This is a genomic window from Arthrobacter sp. MMS24-T111, assembly GCF_054888995.1.
In genome coordinates this window covers 1,085,991-1,105,240 of sequence record NZ_JBTZRO010000001.1, presented here as the reverse complement: position 1 = coordinate 1,105,240, position 19,250 = coordinate 1,085,991, and the positions used below count along the sequence as shown (strand labels likewise).

Annotated in this window: 18 protein-coding genes and 1 pseudogene; 13 read left to right on the top strand and 6 right to left on the bottom strand. The window is 65.6% G+C overall.

The window, feature by feature from the left end; all coding sequences use genetic code 11:
• Positions 1-32 precede the first annotated feature (32 nt).
• From ACX5I6_RS05040 to ACX5I6_RS05025, 4 genes are all read right to left on the bottom strand, one after another.
• Positions 33-1,076 carry a Gfo/Idh/MocA family protein gene (locus ACX5I6_RS05040; protein ID WP_461839693.1) on the bottom strand — a complete coding sequence of 348 codons (1,044 nt, stop codon included), beginning with the start codon at positions 1,074-1,076 and terminating at the stop codon, positions 33-35.
• Positions 1,076-1,858, bottom strand: coding sequence for an amino acid ABC transporter ATP-binding protein (locus tag ACX5I6_RS05035; RefSeq protein WP_461839692.1), 783 nt, complete (start codon positions 1,856-1,858; stop codon positions 1,076-1,078). The genes ACX5I6_RS05040 and ACX5I6_RS05035 overlap by 1 nt, the downstream gene beginning before the upstream one ends.
• A complete protein-coding gene (locus ACX5I6_RS05030) occupies positions 1,855-2,643 on the bottom strand; it encodes an amino acid ABC transporter permease (RefSeq protein WP_461839691.1) in 789 nt (262 codons plus the stop codon). The genes ACX5I6_RS05035 and ACX5I6_RS05030 overlap by 4 nt, the downstream gene beginning before the upstream one ends.
• Before the next feature lie 108 nt (positions 2,644-2,751).
• On the bottom strand, positions 2,752-3,609 hold the full coding sequence (locus ACX5I6_RS05025) for an ABC transporter substrate-binding protein (protein WP_461839690.1): 858 nt from the start codon (positions 3,607-3,609) through the stop codon (positions 2,752-2,754).
• A 172-nt stretch (positions 3,610-3,781) separates the two neighbouring features.
• On the opposite strand from ACX5I6_RS05025, the gene ACX5I6_RS05020 reads away from it, so the two are divergent.
• Both ACX5I6_RS05020 and ACX5I6_RS05015 read left to right on the top strand, forming a co-directional pair.
• The gene (locus ACX5I6_RS05020) at positions 3,782-4,891 is read left to right on the top strand and encodes a LacI family DNA-binding transcriptional regulator (RefSeq protein WP_018763360.1); all 1,110 of its coding nucleotides are present in this window, start codon (positions 3,782-3,784) and stop codon (positions 4,889-4,891) included.
• A 3-nt stretch (positions 4,892-4,894) separates the two neighbouring features.
• Positions 4,895-5,299 carry a DUF1003 domain-containing protein gene (locus ACX5I6_RS05015; RefSeq protein WP_018763361.1) on the top strand — a complete coding sequence of 135 codons (405 nt, stop codon included), beginning with the start codon at positions 4,895-4,897 and terminating at the stop codon, positions 5,297-5,299.
• 9 nt (positions 5,300-5,308) lie between these two features.
• Here the strand turns inward: ACX5I6_RS05015 and ACX5I6_RS05010 are convergent, their stop codons facing one another.
• Positions 5,309-6,052, bottom strand: a complete 744-nt coding sequence (locus tag ACX5I6_RS05010; protein ID WP_461839689.1) for a FadR/GntR family transcriptional regulator — start codon at positions 6,050-6,052, stop codon at positions 5,309-5,311.
• A 228-nt stretch (positions 6,053-6,280) separates the two neighbouring features.
• On the opposite strand from ACX5I6_RS05010, the gene ACX5I6_RS05005 reads away from it, so the two are divergent.
• The 6 genes from ACX5I6_RS05005 to ACX5I6_RS04980 all read left to right on the top strand — a co-directional run bounded on the left by ACX5I6_RS05005 (position 6,281) and on the right by ACX5I6_RS04980 (position 12,399).
• Positions 6,281-7,645, top strand: a complete 1,365-nt coding sequence (locus ACX5I6_RS05005) for an MFS transporter (RefSeq protein ID WP_461839688.1) — start codon at positions 6,281-6,283, stop codon at positions 7,643-7,645.
• An 89-nt stretch (positions 7,646-7,734) separates the two neighbouring features.
• The gene (locus tag ACX5I6_RS05000) at positions 7,735-9,477 is read left to right on the top strand and encodes a dihydroxyacetone kinase family protein (protein WP_461839687.1); all 1,743 of its coding nucleotides are present in this window, start codon (positions 7,735-7,737) and stop codon (positions 9,475-9,477) included.
• Positions 9,474-9,944, top strand: a complete 471-nt coding sequence (locus tag ACX5I6_RS04995) for a ribose-5-phosphate isomerase (RefSeq protein WP_461839686.1) — start codon at positions 9,474-9,476, stop codon at positions 9,942-9,944. The genes ACX5I6_RS05000 and ACX5I6_RS04995 overlap by 4 nt, the downstream gene beginning before the upstream one ends.
• The gene (locus ACX5I6_RS04990; RefSeq protein ID WP_461839685.1) at positions 9,928-10,740 is read left to right on the top strand and encodes a triose-phosphate isomerase family protein; all 813 of its coding nucleotides are present in this window, start codon (positions 9,928-9,930) and stop codon (positions 10,738-10,740) included. The genes ACX5I6_RS04995 and ACX5I6_RS04990 overlap by 17 nt, the downstream gene beginning before the upstream one ends.
• Positions 10,737-11,537 (top strand): sugar phosphate isomerase/epimerase family protein, encoded by an 801-nt coding sequence (locus ACX5I6_RS04985; protein WP_461839684.1) that lies wholly within the window; start codon positions 10,737-10,739, stop codon positions 11,535-11,537. The genes ACX5I6_RS04990 and ACX5I6_RS04985 overlap by 4 nt, the downstream gene beginning before the upstream one ends.
• A 1-nt stretch (position 11,538) precedes the next feature.
• The gene (locus ACX5I6_RS04980; protein ID WP_461839683.1) at positions 11,539-12,399 is read left to right on the top strand and encodes a phosphogluconate dehydrogenase C-terminal domain-containing protein; all 861 of its coding nucleotides are present in this window, start codon (positions 11,539-11,541) and stop codon (positions 12,397-12,399) included.
• 100 nt (positions 12,400-12,499) lie between these two features.
• Here ACX5I6_RS04980 and ACX5I6_RS04975 read toward each other — a convergent pair.
• A pseudogene (locus ACX5I6_RS04975) lies at positions 12,500-13,506 on the bottom strand (LacI family DNA-binding transcriptional regulator).
• A gap of 327 nt (positions 13,507-13,833) precedes the next feature.
• On the opposite strand from ACX5I6_RS04975, the gene ACX5I6_RS04970 reads away from it, so the two are divergent.
• From ACX5I6_RS04970 to ACX5I6_RS04950, 5 genes are read left to right on the top strand one after another with little or no spacing between them, the layout of a single operon-like run.
• Positions 13,834-15,153 carry an extracellular solute-binding protein gene (locus ACX5I6_RS04970; protein WP_461839682.1) on the top strand — a complete coding sequence of 440 codons (1,320 nt, stop codon included), beginning with the start codon at positions 13,834-13,836 and terminating at the stop codon, positions 15,151-15,153.
• Positions 15,154-15,159: 6 nt separating this feature from the next.
• Positions 15,160-16,062 (top strand): carbohydrate ABC transporter permease, encoded by a 903-nt coding sequence (locus ACX5I6_RS04965; RefSeq protein WP_461839681.1) that lies wholly within the window; start codon positions 15,160-15,162, stop codon positions 16,060-16,062.
• A complete protein-coding gene (locus tag ACX5I6_RS04960) occupies positions 16,062-16,967 on the top strand; it encodes a carbohydrate ABC transporter permease (protein WP_461839680.1) in 906 nt (301 codons plus the stop codon). Before ACX5I6_RS04965 ends, ACX5I6_RS04960 begins: the two co-directional genes overlap by 1 nt.
• Before the next feature lie 14 nt (positions 16,968-16,981).
• The gene (locus ACX5I6_RS04955) at positions 16,982-18,172 is read left to right on the top strand and encodes a Gfo/Idh/MocA family protein (RefSeq protein WP_461839679.1); all 1,191 of its coding nucleotides are present in this window, start codon (positions 16,982-16,984) and stop codon (positions 18,170-18,172) included.
• Positions 18,173-18,207: 35 nt separating this feature from the next.
• Entirely contained in the window at positions 18,208-19,212 is a 1,005-nt protein-coding gene (locus ACX5I6_RS04950; RefSeq protein ID WP_461839678.1) for a sugar phosphate isomerase/epimerase family protein, read from the top strand.
• The last annotated feature ends 38 nt before the right edge of the window (positions 19,213-19,250 follow it).

Here is a 19,250-nt window from a genome sequence, read left to right as displayed (position 1 = left end):
TGACGATGTGTCAGGGGAAGTTGGGGGTGGCGTCAGGCCAGGGCGTGGATGCCCTCGATGACCTTCAGCACCTCAAGCGGTTCGGCGGGATCCACCGGCAGCGGCCCGTTTCCGTGCAGGGCGGTGGCCAACTGGACGTAGAACTGCGGGTAGGCGCCGCGTTCGGCGCGGACCGGCGCGGTTGCCCCGTCCACCCCCACGAGCCCCCAACGCTCCTGGGGTTCCACGCCATAGGCGGGGTCCGACGGCGGCATCCCGGCAGCGAGGGCAGGTTCTTGTCCGTCCAGGCCCCACTTGGTGTAGCCGGCGCGGGAACCGAGGACGTGGAACCGCGGCCCGGCCTGGGCGGCCATGCCGTTCATCCAGAGCCGCGTGCGGACGCCGGAGGCGTGCAGCAACGACACGAAGGCTTCGGTATCCGCCGCGTCCGGATGCGGACCGCGATTGGCAGTTTCGCCGTAGCTCCGTTCCACCGGGCCGAAAAGGTGGATGGCCTGGTCGATCAGGTGCGCGCCGAGGTCGTGCAGGATGCCGCCGCCCTCGGAAAGGGACACCGTGTCACGCCAGTTGCCGAAGCCTTCGGGCCGCCACCATTCGAACCGCGATTCGAAGCTGGTGATCCTGCCAAGGCCTCCGGACGCCAACACTTTCTGGAGGGTGAGGAAGTCTGCATCCCACCGGCGGTTCTGGAACACCGTCAGCTGCACCCCGCCGTCGGCCGCCCTGCTGATCAGCTCCGCGCCCAAGTCGGAGGTGGGGACGAAAGGCTTGTCCACCACCACGTGCAGGCCGTGGGCGATGGCTGTCGCGGCCAGGCCGTAGTGCGTGTGCGGCGGGGTTCCCAGGATGACCAGGTCCAGGTCCGCTGCCAGGGCGAACAGCTCCTCCGGGGTGCCGGCAATCCGTGCCTGCGGATAGAGGCGTGCCGCCTCCGCCGCACGGTCCGGCTGGGCCGTGACGATGACGTCCAGCGAGAAGTCCGGGTTGGCCGCGACCAGGGGCGCGTGGAAGACCTTGCCGGAGATTCCAAAGCCGACGACGGCGGTCCGGATGGGTGCCGCTGCAACCGCACCCATCAGAGCACCTCGGAGAGGAAGCGCTGGAGGCGTTCGCTGCGGGGGTTGTCGAAGAGTTGGGCGGGTGTCCCGGCCTCCACCACTTCGCCTTCATCCATGAAGACCACCTGGTCTGCCACTTTCCGGGCGAAGCCCATTTCGTGGGTGACGACGAGCATGGTCATGCCGCGGCGGCCCAGGCCGGCCATGAGGTTCAGGACGCCTTTGACCAGTTCGGGGTCCAGGGCGCTGGTGGCTTCGTCGAAGAGCATCACTTCGGGTTCCATGGCCAGGGCGCGGGCGATGGCGACTCGTTGCTGCTGGCCGCCGGAGAGGTCACGGGGGCGGTGGTCGGCACGTTCGGCGAGGCCAACCTCGGCGAGCCGTTGGCGGGCGCGTTCCATGGCCTGGGCCTTGGGCATGCCTTTGACACTCCAGAGGGCGAGTGCCACGTTTTCCTCGGCAGTGTGGTCCGGGAAGAGGTTGAAGTGCTGGAACACCATGCCGATGCGGGTGCGGAGGGTGTCCGGGTTGACGGTCAGGGTGCTGTCGCCCGCGAGCAGGACGTTTCCGCTTTTTGGTTCGTGCAGCCGGTTGACGCCGCGCAGCAGGGTGGATTTGCCGGATCCCGAGGGGCCGATGATGCAGGTGGTGGTGCCCGGCGCCACGGTGAGGCTGACGTTGCGCAGTACCTCGATGTCGCCGTACGCCATGGTGAGGTTGCGCAGTTCCAGGCTTGAGCCGCGGAACGACTGCGCCTCAGGAGTGGCGGTATTCATGGTGGTGGGGGTGGGGGTGTTCATGTGTTGCTCCCGGCTGTGAGCGGCGAGGCCGCGTCGAGTTCCTTGACTTCCTTCAGTCCGCTGGTGGGTGGTGCGGCGCGGCGGCGGCCGGTGCGGAACTTGTTGTCGAAGTGGTTCACCAGGTGCGTCAGCGGGACGGTGATCACCAGGTAGAGGAGGCCGGCGGCCACCAGGGGTGAAAGGTTCCCGGACAGCACGGCGGCGTCCTGGCCCACGCGGAAGAGTTCGCGTTCGGTGACCAGCAGGCCCAGGAAGTACACCAGGGAGGAGTCCTTGACGATGGCGATGAACTGGTTCACCAGCGCCGGGAGGACCCGGCGGACACCTTGGGGCACCACCACCAGGGCCATGGACTTGGCGTAGCTCATGCCCAGGGCACGGCAGGCCTCGCCTTGGCCCTTGTCCACGCTGAGGATCCCGGCGCGGAAGATCTCCCCAATGTAGGCGCTGGCGATCAGGCTCAGCGCGATGATGCCCAGCGGGTAGGGGGACGGGCCGAAGATCGACTGGCTCAGGCGGGCAAAGCCCTGGCCAATCAGCAGGATGGTGAGGATGGCCGGCAGGCCGCGGAAAAGGTCCGTGTAGATCCTGGCCGGGACGCGCAGCCACTTGGACGGTGAAATGCCCATGACGGCCACCACCATTCCCAGCACCGTGCCAAGGACGGTGGCGGCAATGGAGATGATCAGCGTGTTCAGCAGGCCGACCGTCAGGAGTTGGGGCAGGACCTCGGCCATAGCGCCGAAGTCAAAGAAGGTACGGATGATGGTGTTGAGCCAGTCCATGGTTGCTCTCAGACGTAGATGAAGGGGAGGTGCCGGGCAGTCCGCGTAAGGCGGCCCGCCCGGCCAGGTGGCCCGAAGCCTGCCAGCCCGGCAAATGATGCTTGGGGCTTACTTGCTCGGCGAGGGTGATGCGGTCTGCTCAGCCTTGGGCAGGTACTGCTCGGGCATCGGTGAGCCCGGGAACCACTTCTGGTAGAGCTTCTTCCAGGTGCCGTCTTCCATGGCTGCGGCCAGGCCCTTGTTCAGGGCTTCCTTGAAGGCCGTCTTGCCCTTGGCCACCGCAAACCCGGCCGGGGCGTCGAAGGACGGGATGTCCGCGGCGCTGACCAGGCCGTGCTGCTCCTCATAGGCCTTGGCGGCCTCGTAGTCCAGGAAGTGCGCGTCCACGGTTCCGCTGTTCACGGCGGCGATAGCGGTGTTGTTGTCAGGGAAGCGGACCAGGCTGGCCGAGGTGAAGTTCTTCACCGCGTAGGCTTCCTGCAGGGTTCCCTGGACCACACCCAGGCGTTTGCCGGCCAGCCCGTCCGCGCTGGTGATGCCGGAGGTCTTGGTGGTGATGACCGTGAGGTAGCCGGCCAGGTAACCGTCCGAGAAGTCCACGGTTTCTTTCCGCTTGTCGGTGATACCGATGGCCGCGACACCGGCATCAAACTGTCCGTTGGCCACAGCGGCGAGGAGGCCCGAGAAGTCCTGCCCGGTGAAGACTACGTTGTCCACACCGGCCCGGTGGGCCACGTCCTTGAAGAGTTCGACGTCGAAGCCGGTGAAATTTCCGGAGGCATCAGCGAACGTGTACGGCTTTGAGTCACCGAGGCTTGCCACCCGGATGGTGCCGGGCTGGATAAGTCCGTAGGGGTTGTTTTCGGTGGTGGAGGCGGCCGAGGTGGAGCCGCAGCCGGAAAGTGCCAGGACCGCGGCAAGGGCTGCTGCGGCAAATCCGGCAGGTCGGAGGTTCTTGTTCTTCACAGCGTTGTCCAATCGTTGGTGGGAAGGCGGTGCTGTCAGGGCCGCCGAAGAAAGTCGCCGATGGTCTTGTTGAGTCCGGTCTCACACCATAAGATTGAGACCGGACTCACATCGATGGATAGAAATGTAGCTGAAGTCACAGGGGGCGTCAACACCCCCTCGAAAGGTGAAGATGAACGGTGATGGAGCACGACGGCGGGACGTAACCGTTGCCGACGTCGCAAAAGCTGCGCAGGTCTCCAAGGCGCAGGCCGCACGGGCGCTGGGCAATTACGGCGCTGTCAGCGACGACGTCCGCGAGCGCGTCCTCGCGGCCGCCGAAGCGCTTTCGTACCGGCCCAACGAGCTGGCCCGCAGCATGAACACCGGCAAATCGCACACCATCGGCGTGGTGGTGGGTGACATCGAAAACCCGCATTTTGGGCTTGCCACGCGGGGCATCACGGACACGGCCAAAAAAGCCGGCTACAACGTCATCCTGGTCAACACTGACGAGGACCGGGCCGCAGAAGTGGACGCGGTGCGGGTTTTGCTGGACAAGCGGGTGGACGGCCTTATCGTCGCCCCGGCGTCATCCGTGGACACCGAACACCTGCAGGATGTCCACCGGTCCGGACGCCCCCTGGTGTTCATCGACCGCACCGCCGGCGACCTTGAGGTGGAGACCATGGCCGTGGACATGGTGAGGATTTCCCTGGAGGCCACACAATATCTTCTCGAGGCAGGGCACCGGCGCATCGCCTTCATTTCCACGCTGCGGACCGACTCGCCCTATACGCCGGGCATGACCTTGGAGTCCTCCCAGATTGCGGACCGCATTGAGGGGATGCGGCAGGCTTTCCTTGCTGCGGGACTGCCATTCCCGGAAGACCTTGTCAGGTTGAATGCGGGCGACGAAGACTCCATCCGCAGCATCACCCGCGAAGTACTGCGGGATCCCAACCGCGCCACAGCCGTGGTCGCATCGGATGGCCTGATCGCCCTCAGCGTGGTCGAGGCCATCCAGGAACTGGGACTGTCCATTCCGGCCGATGTTTCGTTCCTCATGTATGACGACTTCGCCTGGACCAGGCTCGTGAGCCCACCCCTTACCGTTATTGCCCAGCCCGTCTACAACATGGGCGTTGCAGCGGCCAAGGCGCTCATCCGCCAGATAGAGGGCCTACCCTCCGCCGCTCCGGCACAGTTCACTGCCACCTTGGTGCGGCGCGGATCGGTGGGACCGCTCCAGACGGGAGGGGACCGGGCAGACCTGCAACCGTCCGGACTGGGTCTACCCTGAGCCATGAGCCTCCAACAAAAGACCTGGCACGAGAAACACAAAGCTTCCCTGAGCAAGGGACAGCGTGCCGCTGACATCATGCGCAACGGGATGGGAAGCTGGCCCTTCGTTGGCAGCTTCATCGGCTTCATGCTCATTTGGGCCGCGATCAATACCGTGGCACTGGCCGCCAACGCCTGGGATCCGTATCCCTATATCCTGCTGAACCTTTTGCTTTCCATGCTCGCCGGACTGCAGGGCGCCATTTTGCTCATCGCCGCCAAGCGGCAGGACGCCATTGCCGCCGCCATGGCCCAACACGACTACGACACCAATGTCGAGGCGAAAAAGGAGATCGAGCTGCTGATCTCCATGAACCGGGTCCAGCTGGAAATCCTGCAGGAATTGAAGAAGGCGGCTGCCCGGTAGGCCGGTGCCCTACTGGGCGGCGTCGTAGCCTGCCAGCAGGCGCCGGGACGCTGTCTGCATGTGGGAGCGCATGGTGGCGGTCACGGCGTCTGCGTCACGGGCCGCCAGGGCTTCGTGGATCATGGCATGCTCCTTGAGGGCGGCCGCAGCATGGCCCTCATCAGTGAGGGCGCGGTCCACCCAGATCCGCAGCAGCGAGCGGATACTTTGCAGGAGCTCCTGGAGGACCTGATTGCCTGAAGCCGCAGCGATTTCACGGTGGAAGGCTGCGTCCGCCTCGACGAAGGCGCCGAGGTCATCCAGGGTGCGGGCCATGGTGTCCAGATTGTCGCGCATCCGTGCCAGCGCTTCAACCGTAATGCGCTCCGCGGCCAGCTGGGCAGCCTGTACTTCCAGTCCGCTGCGCAGCTCCACGAGCTCGCGCGTGCGTGGGGCGCCCAGCATCATGCCCCAGCTCAGGGTGCGGGGCAGAAGCTCCGAGACGCCGTCCCGAAGATAGGTGCCGGACCCCGGCCGGACCACCACAATGCCCAGGATTTCCAGCGCAGCGAGGGCCTCCCGCACCGCTGACCGGCCCACGCCAAGGGAGGCAGCCAGCGTGCGCTCGGCAGGGAGCCTGGTTCCCGGTGCAATGTCACCGCTCGTAAAGAAAGCCAGCAGGCGCTCGGCCACTTCCGACACCACTGAACCCTGCCCCAGAGAACCCAGGGCGGCGCTGATCTTGGCCGTCGAGGCGGCGGATTCTACGGACACCACCCAAGCGTAACAACTGGTTGACCACGCCCCGCCGCGCGCGGCGTACACATGACCGCCGCCATCCAGAAACGATAACTAGTCAACCGGTTGACCAATTTACGTTTTGGTCCTATGGTGGAACTCACAGCTTCACGCACCGCGGCGCCTCCCAGTCCGCGCGTATATGAGACCACCCCACGCCTCCAGTGACGGATGCGGCCGGGGCACCAACATCTAGGAGTCAATGTGGACACCACACAATCGGTGGTCGAAAAATCCGCAATCAGGAAAGTGGCGATCCGGCTTGTCCCGTTCGTCGCACTGATGTTCTTCATCAACTACCTCGACCGCACGGCCATCTCTTTTGCCGGCCCCAACGGCATGAACACGGACCTGGCGCTCAACGCCGCCCAGTTCGGTTTCGCCTCGGGCGTCTTCTTCATCGGCTACATCCTGCTTGAAGTCCCCTCCAACCTGGCCCTCCACAAGTTCGGCGCCCGCCGCTGGCTGGCCCGCATCATGGTCAGCTGGGGCATCGTCTCCCTGCTGTTCACCTGGGTGGCCAACGTTGAACAGCTCTACATCCTGCGCTTCATCCTGGGTGTGGCCGAGGCCGGCTTCTTCCCCGGCGCCATCCTCTTCCTGAGCCTCTGGGTTCCCGCACGGCACCGCAGCAAGATCCTGGCACTGTTCTACCTGGCCCAGCCGCTGACCACCGTGGTCGGCGCCCCGCTGGCAGGCCTCCTGATCCAGCAGCACGGCCTCTTCGGCCTTGAAGGCTGGCGCGTCATGTTCCTCGGCGTGGCCATTCCCGCCATCCTGATCGGCATCATTTCCTGGTTCTACCTGGCCGATTCCCCCGCGAAGGCCAAGTGGCTCTCCGCCGAGGAAAAGACCTGGCTGACGGGCGCCCTGGAAAAGGAAAAGAACGAAACGGCCGCCGGCAACAAGCACGTCAGCGTCCGCACCGTGTTCGGCAACGGCCGCGTCTGGATGCTCTCCCTGATCTACTTCGGCTTCATCTACGGCCTGTACGCACTCGGCTTCTTCCTGCCCACCATCATCTCCGGCTTCGAAGGCATTTACGGCACCAAGTTTGACGTCCTCCAGAAGGGCCTGATCACTGCCATCCCGTACCTGCCGGCAGCCTTCGCCCTCTACTTCTGGTCAAAGGACGCCACCAAGCGCGGCGTCAAGACCTGGCACATTGCGGTTCCGGCACTGGTGGGTGGACTTAGCATCCCGCTGGCACTCTTTGCGGGAAGCCCGGCAGCCACCATCGCCGTCATCACCATCACGGCCATGGCCATCTTCGCGGCACTCCCCAACTTCTGGACGGTTCCCACCCAGTTCCTGACCGGTGCGGCAGCGGCAGCCGGCATCGCCCTGATCAACACCGTGGGCAACCTGGCAGGCTTCAGCGCCGGCTACATCACCGGCTGGCTCAAGGACTGGACAGGCGACTACACCGTGCCGATGTTCGTCGTGGGCGGGTTCATGCTCCTGTCCGCCGTCCTGATGGTGGCCCTCAGCCGTTCCGGCCGTGCCAGCGAGGGCGTCCGCACTGAGGCACTGGACCCCGCCGGCGCCGCACAGCACGCCGAACCGTAGCAGGCCCGGGGGCATCCGCCTCATCCGCGGATGCCCCCGTACCACCCCCCGAACCAGATCGTCCCCCCGTTAGGCCCAGGAGCTTTCCCATGACCCGCCTCTTCAACGAACCTTCAGCCTTCGCTGACGAAATGATCGAGGGCTTCGTCGCCTCCCACGGACGCTGGGTCAAACGCGTTCCTGGCGGCGTGGTCCGCAGCACCAAGAGCACCCCGGAGACGGTGGCACTGGTGATCGGCGGGGGCTCCGGCCACTATCCCGCATTCGCGGGCCTGGTGGGCCAGGGCCTGGCGCACGGCGCCGCGATGGGCAACCTGTTCGCGTCGCCGTCGGCACAACAGATTTACAACGTGGCCAAGGCGGCCAACAACGGCGCCGGGTTGCTCTTGGGCTACGGCAACTACGCCGGCGACGTCCTGCACTTCACCCAGGCCCGGGAGAAGCTGCGCAGGGAAGGCATCGATTGCCGCAGCATCGCCGTCACCGACGACGTGTCTTCCGCCCCGATCGAAGAGCACACCAAGCGCCGCGGCATTGCCGGGGACCTGACCGTATTCAAGGTGGCGGCCGCCGCCGCGGAAGCACGCTACGGAATGGACGCGGTGATGGAAATCGCAGAACGCGCCAACCACCGCACCCGTTCCTTCGGGGTGGCCTTCAGCGGATGCACCCTGCCGGGAGCCACCCAGCCCCTGTTCTCTGTCCCCGAGGGTCGCATGGCCGTCGGCATGGGCATCCACGGAGAGCCGGGCATCGACGAAACGGCGATTCCGACGGCGGATGAGCTCGCCGGACTCCTCGTCGCCAAGCTCTTGACCGAGGTGCCGGAGGGCGTGGACCCCAAGGGTGCACGCGTGGTCCCCATCCTGAACGGCTTGGGCAGCGTGAAGTACGAGGAGCTGTTCGTGGTCTACCGCCGCGTGGCGCAACTCCTCGCCGAGGCCGGCCTGCAGGCAGTGGATCCGCAGGTGGGCGAGCTGGTCACCAGCTTCGACATGGCCGGCACGTCCCTGACGCTCTTCTGGCTCGACGACGAACTCGAAGCCCTCTGGAACGCCCCTGCCGACGCCCCGGCCTTCCGCCGCGGTGCCGTCACGGCCGAAGCGCTGGAAGAGACCGTCGACGATGTGGCCGACGTCGAACTTCCCATTCCCGAGGCGACTCCCGCGTCCCGTGCCGGGGCCGTCCGTGTCCTCGCAGCGCTCGGCGCGGCCAAGGACGTGGTGGACGCCAACGCAGGCGAACTGGGCCGCATCGATGCGGTCGCCGGTGACGGCGACCACGGCATCGGCATGGAGCGGGGCGTCGGGGCCGCCGTGAAGGCCGCGGCAGACGCCGTCGCCCGCGGCGCCGGGGCTGCCACCACCCTCTACTTCGCCGCAGACGCCTGGGCGGACAAGGCCGGTGGCACCTCCGGCGCCCTGTGGGGCATGGCCCTGCGCGCCGTCGGTGACGCCGTGGGCGATGACAAAGCTCCCGACGCCGGTGCTGTCGCCACCGGAGTGGCCGGCGCCGCCGCAGCCATCATGGACTTCGGCAAGGCCACGGTGGGCGACAAGACGCTGGTGGACGTGCTGGTTCCCTTCCGGGATGCCCTCACCGCCGGCGTGGACAGCGGAAAGCCGCTGTCCGGAGCCTGGGACGCTGCCGCCACCGCCGCGCAGCAGGCCGCCGAGGACACCGCCAACCTGCTGCCGCTGATGGGCCGGGCACGTCCGCACGCGGAGAAGAGCCTCGGCACCCCGGACGCGGGCGCCGTCTCCATGGCCCTGATCGTGCGGGCCATCCACAACACCCTCAGCCGGAACACCACCATCAAGGAGAACGCATGAGCGCCAAACTGCGCCTGGTCATCGGAGCCGACGACGCCGGTTTCGACTACAAGGAAGCCCTCAAGGCCGACCTCGAGGCCTCCGACCTGGTCGAGTCCGTCACCGACGTGGGCGTGGACGCCATTAGCCACGCCCCTTATCCCTCCGTCGCCATCGCGGCAGCGGAACTCATCGCCGCAGGACGGGCCGACCGCGCGCTGCTGGTCTGCGGAACCGGGCTCGGCGTCGCCATCGCAGCGAACAAGGTTCCCGGGGTCCGCGCGGTGACCGCCCACGACAGCTTCTCCGTCGAACGCGCCATCCTGAGCAACAACGCCCAGGTCCTGACCTTCGGCCAGCGCGTCGTCGGACTTGAACTCGCCCGGCGCCTCGCCAGGGAATGGCTCACCTACACCTTCGACGAAGCCTCCGCCTCGGCAGAGAAAGTTTCCCTGATTAAGGACTACGAAGGTGTCACTTCCTGCTAAGCCCCGCACCGGACCCACGGCCATCATCGGCGTCAGCCTGAAGATGTACTTCGGCTACGCCCGCTCCGTGGACTACTGCCGCGACGTCGCATCCCTCGCCTTCGCCCACCCCGCGGTGCAAAGCGGCGACATCGAACTCTTCGTCCTGCCCATCCTTCCGGCACTCCCGGAAGCGGCACGGATCCTCGGTCCGGCAGGTGCTGCCACCGGAGCGCAGGACATCTTCTGGGAAGACGAAGGCGCGTTCACCGGCGAAGTCGGCGGCAAAACAGTAGCTGAACTCGGCGGCCGGTACGCCGAGGTGGGCCACGCTGAACGCCGCCGGATCTTTGACGAGGACCAGCGCGTGATCGGACTGAAGACCGCTGCGGCCTACCGCAACGGCCTGACCCCCGTCCTGTGCGTCGGGGAACTGCACCGCGGATCCGTTGAGGAAGCCATTGCCCAGTGCACGGCCGAAATCGATGGCATCCTCAAACGCGCGTCATCGCTGGCAGCGGCCGCCAGGACCATCGTGGCATACGAGCCGCAGTGGGCCATCGGCGCTCCGGAGCCGGCCACGCCCGGGTATATCAACGCCGTCATTTCGGGCCTTGACGAGCACCTGCGCAGCCTCCCGGGGCAGGAAGACAGCCGCGTCATCTATGGCGGCAGCGCCGGGCCGGGCCTGATCACCCAGCTCGGTCCCGCCGTCGCCGGCCTGTTCCTGGGCCGCTTCGCCCATGACCCCACAGCACTGAAGGCCGTCCTTGACGAAGCCGCGGCGCGGCTGCAAACGATGGCGGTGCCGGCATGACCTCACGGATTGGGCTGAGCAGTTACGCCTTCTTCTGGCAGCTTTCGGAGAGGGTCTCCCAGCCGCTGAGCCTTCATGATGTCCTGGAGCGGACCGCGGAACTGGGCGTGGACCTGTTCCAGGTTTGCGACTACGCACCCCTGGAAGCCATGGCTGACACGGAACTCCGAGCCGTGCGGGACACCGCGGACAGGCTGGGAATCTCCCTGGAGCTGGGCACCAAGGGCATCCGACCGGACCACCTGCGAAGGTTCCTGCACATCGCCGGCATCCTCGGCTCGCCGCTGCTGCGCACCATGTTCAACGCCCCCGGCCACAGCCCCACCACCGAGGAAGCGGTGGCGATCTTCAAGGACGTGCTGCCGGAATTCGAGGACGCCGGGGTGAAGATCGCGGTGGAAACCTACGAACAGGTCCCCACCGCCCGCATCCTGGACGTGGTCCGCGGCGTGGACAGCCCGTACCTGGGGATCTGCAGCGACCCCGCCAACACCGTCGCAGCGCTGGAAATGCCCCGCGAGGTGATTGACGCCGTCGCCCCCTACGTCCTGAACATGCACATCAAGGACTTTGCCTTCAGCCGCAAGGACGGATGGGTGGGTTTCACCTACTCCGGCGCGCCGCTTGGCGAAGGCCTGCTCGACTACGCGTACATGGTCGAAAAAATCCGGCCGCACGAACGAAACATCAACCAGATCGTCGAACACTGGCTGCCCTGGCAGGACACCGAGGCGGGCACCATCCGGCTCGAAAACCAGTGGACCCGGCACAGCATCGAATTCCTAAGGAGCAAGTGAAATGTCAGCAGAAACTTTGACCGTCGCCGTCATCGGAGCCGGAGGCAAGATGGGGATGCGCGTTTCCCGCAACCTCCAGAAGTCCGGCCACACCGTCTTCTACAGCGAGAACTCCCCCGCCGGCCAGGAACGCGTCCAGGCGGAAGGCCGCCAGATCACTGCCACGGACGACGCCGTCAAGGGCGCCGACGTGGTGATCCTCGCCGTCCCGGACACCGTCCTGGGCATCGTCTCCGAAGGTGTGGTGCCGCAGCTGAAGGCCGGCGCCATCCTGCTCACCCTTGACCCCGCCGCCGCGTACGCGGGCCTGCTGGCCAAGCGCGACGACGTCGTCCAGGCAGTCGCGCACCCGTGCCACCCGTCGGTGTTCCTGGAGCGCACCACCAAGGAGGAATGGGCAGACACCTTCGGCGGCGAGGGCGCCCCGCAGAACGTCGTCGCCGCCATCGACGACGACGCGCCGGCAGCCACCCGCGACTCCGCGGAAGCCGTCATCCGCACCATCTACGCGCCGGTCATCGACGTGCACTGGGTCACCGTCAAGCAGCTCGCCATCCTGGAGCCCACCCTGGTGGAAACCGTGGCCTGCATGATCGGCACGCTGCTCAACGAGGCGCTGCACGAGACCGTCCACACGGCCGGCGTGCCGGAGGCGGCGGCGAAGGCCATGTTGTTCGGCCACGTCCAGATCGCCCTGACCAACGCCCTGCGCGGGTCCAACCCCTTCTCGGAAGCCTGCGAAATCGCCATCCAGTACGGCAAGGACACCATCATCAAGGACGACTGGAAGAAGATCTTCGACGACTCCGAACTCGACGGCGTCATCGCCAAGATGCTCAAGCTCGAAGCCGTCAAACGCTAGGAATCCCACCCGCACGGCGGCTGCCACCCCGGTCTTTTCGGCCGGGTGGGCGGCCGCCCGTCGTTTAAATCCTGGACCGGGCCAGGCCCCGTGCTCGCCGTCAGTCCGCGGGAGGTGCAGTGGATTCCCGGACGATCACCTGCGTGGCCAGTTCCACGCGGTGCGAATCCAGGACCTCACCGCGTGCTTGCCGCAGCAGCGACCGCAGGGCAGCCCGGCCCATCTCCTCCAGCGGTTGGGCCACGGACGTCAACGCCGGGACGGACTCTTCACCCTGGATGGTGCCGTCGAACCCGATGAGGCTGATGTCCCCGGGGACCCGGAGGCCGTGGTGTGCAGCTTCGGCCAGAACCCCCAGGGCAATGCTGTCGCTTCCGGCGAAGATGGCCGTGGGGCGGTTTTCGAGGCGGAGCAGTGCCTTCAGGCCGGCAACTCCGCTATCCCGGCGGAACCTGCCGCCGGTGACGATGTATTGGGGATCCACGGGCACGCCGTGGGCCGTCAAGGCCGCCATGTAGCCGTGCAACCGGGCCTGATTGCACTCCGCCCGCTCGATTCCGCCGATGTAGGCAATGCGCCGGTGGCCCAGGTCCAGGAGGTGCTCGGTGGCGGCCTTCCCCCGGCCCAGTTCGTGGCACCGATGCTGACCACGTCCGCCGGCGGCGGATTGAGCGGATCGATGACGACGACGGGAATGTGGCGCCGCCGGAAGGCATGCAGCTGCGCCTCGCTGAAGGCCGAGGTCACCACGATCATTCCCGCCCTGCCATCGTCGACCATGCGCTGGGCCCGGCGTTCAGCGCTTTGGGCGGAGGGTGCCGTGGGGCCCGTAACGCTCAGCATGACCTCGACGTCCTCGGCTGCGGCGAAGTTCAGTACTCCCGCCAGGACTTCGGAGGTATAGGCGGATGTGAGGACATCCACCACCACTTCGATCACCGTGCCTGTCCTGGTGGCGGTACGCCGCTGCACCGGCGACTGGTATCCGGCTTGTTCAAGTGCCCGGAGGATCCGGGCCCGGGTATCCGGTGCCACGTCCTCACGGCCGTTGACCACCTTCGAAACCGTGGGAGTCGAAACCCCTGCCTGCAAGGCAACTGCCGCCAGAGTCGCCTTTTGCGTGCGCTCAGTCCTTACCAAGGGACCATCCCATCCTTCGAAACATTTCGACTACGGCAATCTTGCACCCCATAACCCGAGGGGTCAATGAAGTCCCTGTAAGAATGCAAAAAGAGGCTGCGTGTGGCCCTTGACTGTGACGCGGCTCACCGATACATTTTGACAACCGGCCGCAAGTTTTCGAAATATTTCGAGCTATTGTCGGTGCGACCATCAACCGAATCGATGTGGGTGATCCGCCTCGGAGCCGAGGCAATGCCTGCTTCATACGTTACCGGGACCCAGCGTTGAGCCCGGAGGATGAACGGAAACGACATGACATTTCGAAAGTTGCGTTCGGCAGCCGTGGCAATCACTGCGGCAGGACTGGCAGTCAGCCTCGCCGCCTGCGGTTCTTCAGGACCGGCAGGTTCCAGCGTCAGCAGCGACTCGGCCAGCATGTGGGGCCTGACCGGCGGCAACCAGCCTGTCCTGCAGAAATCGGTGGACGATTGGAACCAGGCAAATCCGGACAAGTCGATCAAACTCGATTTCTTCGCCAACGACGCGTACAAGACAAAGGTCCGCACGGCCATCGGCGCCGGTGAAGGACCCACGTTCGTCTACGGCTGGGGCGGCGGCGTGCTGAAATCGTACGTCGATGCCGGCCAGGTGGATGACCTGTCCACGTTCGTCAAGGACAACCCGCAGGTCAAGGACCGCTACCTTCCATCGGTGCTCAAGAACGGTGAAGTAAACGGCAAGACCTACGCGTTGCCGAACAACAACGTCCAGCCGGTCGTCCTCTACTTCAACAAAGACGTCTTCGACAAGGTCGGTGCCCAGCCGCCCAGGACCTGGGACGACTTGATGGCCCTGGTGCCGAAGTTCAAGCAGGCCGGCATCGCTCCCTTCTCCCTGGGCGGCCAATCGAAGTGGCCGGACCTTATGTGGCTCGAGTACCTCGTGGAGCGCATCGGCGGCCCTGAAGTCTTCGCCAATATCGCTGCCAACAAGCCCGGTGCCTGGTCTGATCCTGCCGTGAAGGAAGCGCTCACGAAGATCCAGGAGCTGGCCGGCGCGGGCGGGTTCATCAACGGCTTCTCTTCGGTGGCTGCCGACAGCAACGCGGACCAGGCCCTGATGTACACGGGCAAGGCAGCCATGATCCTGCAGGGCGGCTGGATCTACCAGGGCATGAAGAAGGACGCCGCGGACTTCGTCAAGAGCGGGAAGCTTGGCTACACCACCTTCCCCACCGTCTCCGGCGGCAAGGGAGACCCGGCGAACGTCGTCGGAAATCCCTCCAACTTCTGGTCCATTTCAGCCAAGGCGACTGACGCCCAGAAGAAGGCCGCCTTGGACTATGTCAAGGACGGCATGTTCACCGACGCGAATACCGACGCCCTCATCAGTTCCGGCGCTGTGCCGGTGGTCAAGGGAATTGAAGACAAGCTGGCCGCCTCGCCGGACAAGGATTTCCTGACCTTCGTCTATGGCCTGGCCAAGAACGCCCCCAGCTTCACTCTCTCCTGGGACCAGGCGCTCAGCCCGGCCCAGGGAGACGCCATGCTGTCGAACCTGGACCAGATCTTCCTGCAGAAGATCAGCCCGGACCAGTTCATCAGCACCATGAACGCCACGATAGGAAAGTAAGCGGCCATGGCGGTTCTTGGTTCTACCAACCGGGGGGTCCGTGACTCGGGCCCTTCGGGGTGGCTCGCGGTCCCGGCGCTGGTCTTCTTCCTCGCCTTTGCCGTCATCCCGCTGATCGGCGTTGTCTTCCTCAGCTTCACAAGCTGGAACGGACTGGGCGAGATCAAGCTGCAGGGCCTGGCCAGCTGGACGACGATACTGACCGATCCGGTAACGGGCAACGCGCTGGTCGTGACTGCCAAAGTCATGTTCTTCTCGTTCATCGTCCAGGCCCCCGTCAGCCTGCTGCTGGGGGTCTTCACCGCCGGCGGCCAAAAGTACCGGGCGGCCCTTGCCGTCCTCTATTTCCTGCCGTTGCTGCTGTCGTCAGCGGCAGTTGCCATCGCCTTCAAAGCCCTGCTCGATCCCAACTTCGGCCTGGGCCCCGGATTCAACCTGCCCATCCTCGCCCAGGACTGGCTTGGCAACTCGGATCTGGTCCTCTTCGTGGTGGTCTTCGTCATTGCCTGGCAGTTTGTCCCGTTCCACACACTGATCTACCAAGGCGGCGTTCGCCAGATCCCGGCCTCGCTCTATGAGGCAGCCGAGATCGACGGCGCGGGCCGGTTCCGCCAGTTCTGGAACATCACCCTGCCGCAGCTGAAATACACCATCATCACCTCCTCCACCCTGATGGTGGTGGGCAGCCTGGCCTACTTCGACCTGATCTTCGTGCTGACCGGCGGCGGACCGGGCTACAGCACCCGGCTCCTTCCGCTGCATATGTACCTCACGGGCTTCAAGGCCAATGACATGGGCGCGGCGAGCGCCCTCGGCGTCATGCTGATCGTCATCGGCCTGGGACTGGCGCTCCTGCTCCAGCGCCTCGGCGGAAAGAACCGCAACGCGAGCCAATTGGAAGGTGCCTGATGGCGTCCACGACACAACTCCCGATTCCCCCGTCGCCGGCCACCGGAACCATCGCGGAAAAAACGGCTGTCCGGCCCAAGGGGCCGGGCCGGATGCGGCCAAACCTCCTGGGCGGCTTGGGCGGCTGGCTTTGGCTCGCCGTCATCATCGTGCCCATCTATTACGTGGTGATCACCAGCTTCAAGAACCAGGCGGGGTTCTTCACGTCCAACCCGATGCTGCCGGCAACGGAACCTACGCTGGATAACTACAAGCTGGTGCTGGACAACAACTTCGCCAGGTACTTCACCAACAGCCTGATCGTCACGCTGGGCACGGTGCTGCCGGCGCTGCTGGTCTCCTTCATGGCCGCGTATGCCATCGTCCGCGGACGGGGAAAGTTCCTGAGCCTGACGAACAACCTTTTCCTCCTGGGCCTGGCCATCCCGCTGCACGCCACGATCATCCCCATCTACTGGATGATCACCAAGGCCCACATGTACGACACGTTGCTGGCGCTGATCCTGCCGTCCGTGGCCTTTGCCATCCCGGTCAGCGTCCTCATCCTGTCCAACTTCATGCGGGACGTCCCCAATGAACTGTTTGAGTCGATGCGCCTGGACGGTTGCTCGGACTGGGCCATGATGTGGCGGCTTGCGCTTCCCATGACCAAGCCCGCCGTCATTACGGTGGGCATCTACAACGCCCTCCACGTCTGGAATGGCTTCCTCTTCCCGCTGATCCTGACGCAGAGTCCCGCCACCAGGGTGCTGCCCCTGTCGCTGTGGACCTTCCAAGGCGAGTTCAGCGTGAACATCCCCGCCATTCTCGCCTCCGTCGTGCTGGCCACCCTTCCACTCCTCGTGGTGTACGTCATCGCCCGCCGGCAGCTGCTCAGCGGCCTGACCGCCGGCTTCAGCAAGTAGAAAGGACCGATGCCATGAGCACCGCCAAACCCCTCCGCGTGGGCATGGTGGGCTACGCCTTCATGGGTGCCGCCCACTCCCACGCCTGGCGCACCGCGCCACGGTTCTTCGACCTGCCGCTGCAGCCACGGCTCACCGCAGTGGCCGGGCGGAATGCCGACGGCGTCCAGGCGGCCGCAGACAAGCTGGGATGGGAGTCGGTGGAGACTGACTGGCGCCGCCTGATCGAACGCGACGACATCGACCTCATCGATATCTGCACGCCCGGCAACACCCATGCGGAGATCGCCATCGCGGCCCTCGAAGCCGGCAAGCACGTGCTGTGCGAAAAGCCGCTGGCCAACTCTGTGGAAGAAGCCGAACGGATGACCCTGGCCGCGGAGACCGCCGCCAAGCACGGCGTCCTCTCCATGTGCGGCTTCAGCTACCGCCGCACCCCGGCCCTGGCACTGGCCAGGCGGTTTGTGGAGCAGGGACGGATCGGCGACATCCGGCACGTCCGGGCCCAATACCTGCAGGACTGGCTTTCCGACGCCAACGCCCCCATGACCTGGCGGCTGGACAAGGCCAAGTCCGGATCCGGGTCCCTGGGCGACATCGGAGCACACAGCATCGATGCCGCCCAATGGGTCACGGGACAAAACATCGGCGGCGTTTCGGCACTGATGGAAACCTTCGTCCCGGAACGCCCGCTCGCCGGGGACCTGGTGGGCCTGGGCGGCCACGGCGACGTCAGCAGCGAGGCCCCGCGCGGGAGGGTCACCGTCGATGATGCGGCCATCTTCAGCGCAAGGTTCGACGGCGGCGCCTCCGGAGGCGCGATCGGCGTCTTTGAAGCAACCCGGTACGCCCTGGGCCGGAAGAACGCCATGCGGCTGGAGGTGAACGGCACCAAGGGTTCCCTCGCCTTTGACTTCGAGGACATGAACGTCCTCTCCTACTACGACGCGGCCGAATCGCCCGATGCAGGATTCCGCCGGATCTTCGTCACCGAGCCCGAGCACCCGTACGTCGGAAACTGGTGGCCCACCGGTCACGGCCTCGGATACGAACACGGCTTCACCCACCAGGTGGTGGACCTTGTCACCGCCATCGGCGAAGGGCGGCAGCCTGAACCGTCCTTCGCCGATGCCCTGCAGGTACAGCGGGTCCTCGCCGCCGTGGAGTCCAGCGCCGCGAATTCGAGCCAATGGCAAAAAGTCTGAGCGATCCACAGCTCCAAGAACCCAAGGAACACCCAATGACACGACCAATCACGCTGTTCACCGGCCAATGGGCCGACCTGCCCTTCGAGGAAGTGGCCCGGCTTGCCGGCGAGTGGGGCTTTGACGGGCTGGAAATCGCCTGCTGGGGCGACCACCTGGACCCCCGCCGGGCAGCGGAGGACGACAACTACCTCCAGGGCCGGCTGGACATCCTCGAGAAGAACAACCTCCAGGTGTTCGCGATCGCCAACCATTTGACCGGCCAGGCCGTCTGCGACGACCCCATCGATGAGCGCCACCAAGGCATCCTGTCGGCGGAGGTCTGGGGCAATGGTGAGCCTGAAGGGGTGCGCCGGCGGGCGGCGGAGGCCATGAAGGACACCGCGCGGGCGGCCGCACGGCTTGGCGTCAAGACCGTAACGGGGTTCACCGGCTCCTCCATCTGGAAGGCCGTCGCCATGTTCCCGCCCGCCACGCAGGCAATGATCGACGGCGGCTACCAGGACTTCGCGGACCGGTGGAACCCCATCCTGGACGTCTTCGACGACGTGGGAGTCAGGTTTGCCCTGGAGGTCCACCCGTCCGAGATCGCCTACGACTACTGGACCACGAAGCGGACCCTTGAAGCTATTGGCCACAGGGAAAATTTTGGGCTGAACTTCGATCCCTCCCACTTCATCTGGCAGGACCTGGATCCCGTGATGTTCCTCCAGGACTTCGCGGACAGGATCTTCCATGTGCATGTGAAGGAGTCCGTCCGGCAGCTGGATGGGCGCAACGGCCGGCTGGGTTCACACCTCGCCTGGGCGGACCCCCGCCGGGGCTGGGACTTCGTCACGGCAGGACACGGTGACGTGCAGTGGAACCGGATCTTCCGGACACTGAACGCCATTGGCTACGAGGGTCCCACCAGCATCGAATGGGAGGATGCTGGAATGGACCGCCTCATCGGCGCCCCGCAGGCCCTTGCCATGGTCCGGGAACTGGCACGCATCGCCCCGCCCGCAGCCGCTTTCGACGCCGCCTTCGCCAGCCGCTGATCCCTGCTCCTTCCGGCCCGCGAGGCCGGTAGCCAAAC

Coding starts and splice junctions, on each gene's coding strand:
- ACX5I6_RS04950 (WP_461839678.1), top strand. CDS start 18,208: ATGACACGACCAATCACGCTGTTCACCGGCCAATGGGCCGACCTGCCC.
- ACX5I6_RS05040 (WP_461839693.1), bottom strand. CDS start 1,076: ATGGGTGCGGTTGCAGCGGCACCCATCCGGACCGCCGTCGTCGGCTTT.
- ACX5I6_RS04960 (WP_461839680.1), top strand. CDS start 16,062: ATGGCGTCCACGACACAACTCCCGATTCCCCCGTCGCCGGCCACCGGA.
- ACX5I6_RS05020 (WP_018763360.1), top strand. CDS start 3,782: ATGAACGGTGATGGAGCACGACGGCGGGACGTAACCGTTGCCGACGTC.
- ACX5I6_RS05000 (WP_461839687.1), top strand. CDS start 7,735: ATGACCCGCCTCTTCAACGAACCTTCAGCCTTCGCTGACGAAATGATC.
- ACX5I6_RS05030 (WP_461839691.1), bottom strand. CDS start 2,643: ATGGACTGGCTCAACACCATCATCCGTACCTTCTTTGACTTCGGCGCT.
- ACX5I6_RS05035 (WP_461839692.1), bottom strand. CDS start 1,858: ATGAACACCCCCACCCCCACCACCATGAATACCGCCACTCCTGAGGCG.
- ACX5I6_RS04965 (WP_461839681.1), top strand. CDS start 15,160: ATGGCGGTTCTTGGTTCTACCAACCGGGGGGTCCGTGACTCGGGCCCT.
- ACX5I6_RS04985 (WP_461839684.1), top strand. CDS start 10,737: ATGACCTCACGGATTGGGCTGAGCAGTTACGCCTTCTTCTGGCAGCTT.
- ACX5I6_RS04980 (WP_461839683.1), top strand. CDS start 11,539: ATGTCAGCAGAAACTTTGACCGTCGCCGTCATCGGAGCCGGAGGCAAG.
- ACX5I6_RS04955 (WP_461839679.1), top strand. CDS start 16,982: ATGAGCACCGCCAAACCCCTCCGCGTGGGCATGGTGGGCTACGCCTTC.
- ACX5I6_RS04970 (WP_461839682.1), top strand. CDS start 13,834: ATGACATTTCGAAAGTTGCGTTCGGCAGCCGTGGCAATCACTGCGGCA.
- ACX5I6_RS04995 (WP_461839686.1), top strand. CDS start 9,474: ATGAGCGCCAAACTGCGCCTGGTCATCGGAGCCGACGACGCCGGTTTC.
- ACX5I6_RS05015 (WP_018763361.1), top strand. CDS start 4,895: ATGAGCCTCCAACAAAAGACCTGGCACGAGAAACACAAAGCTTCCCTG.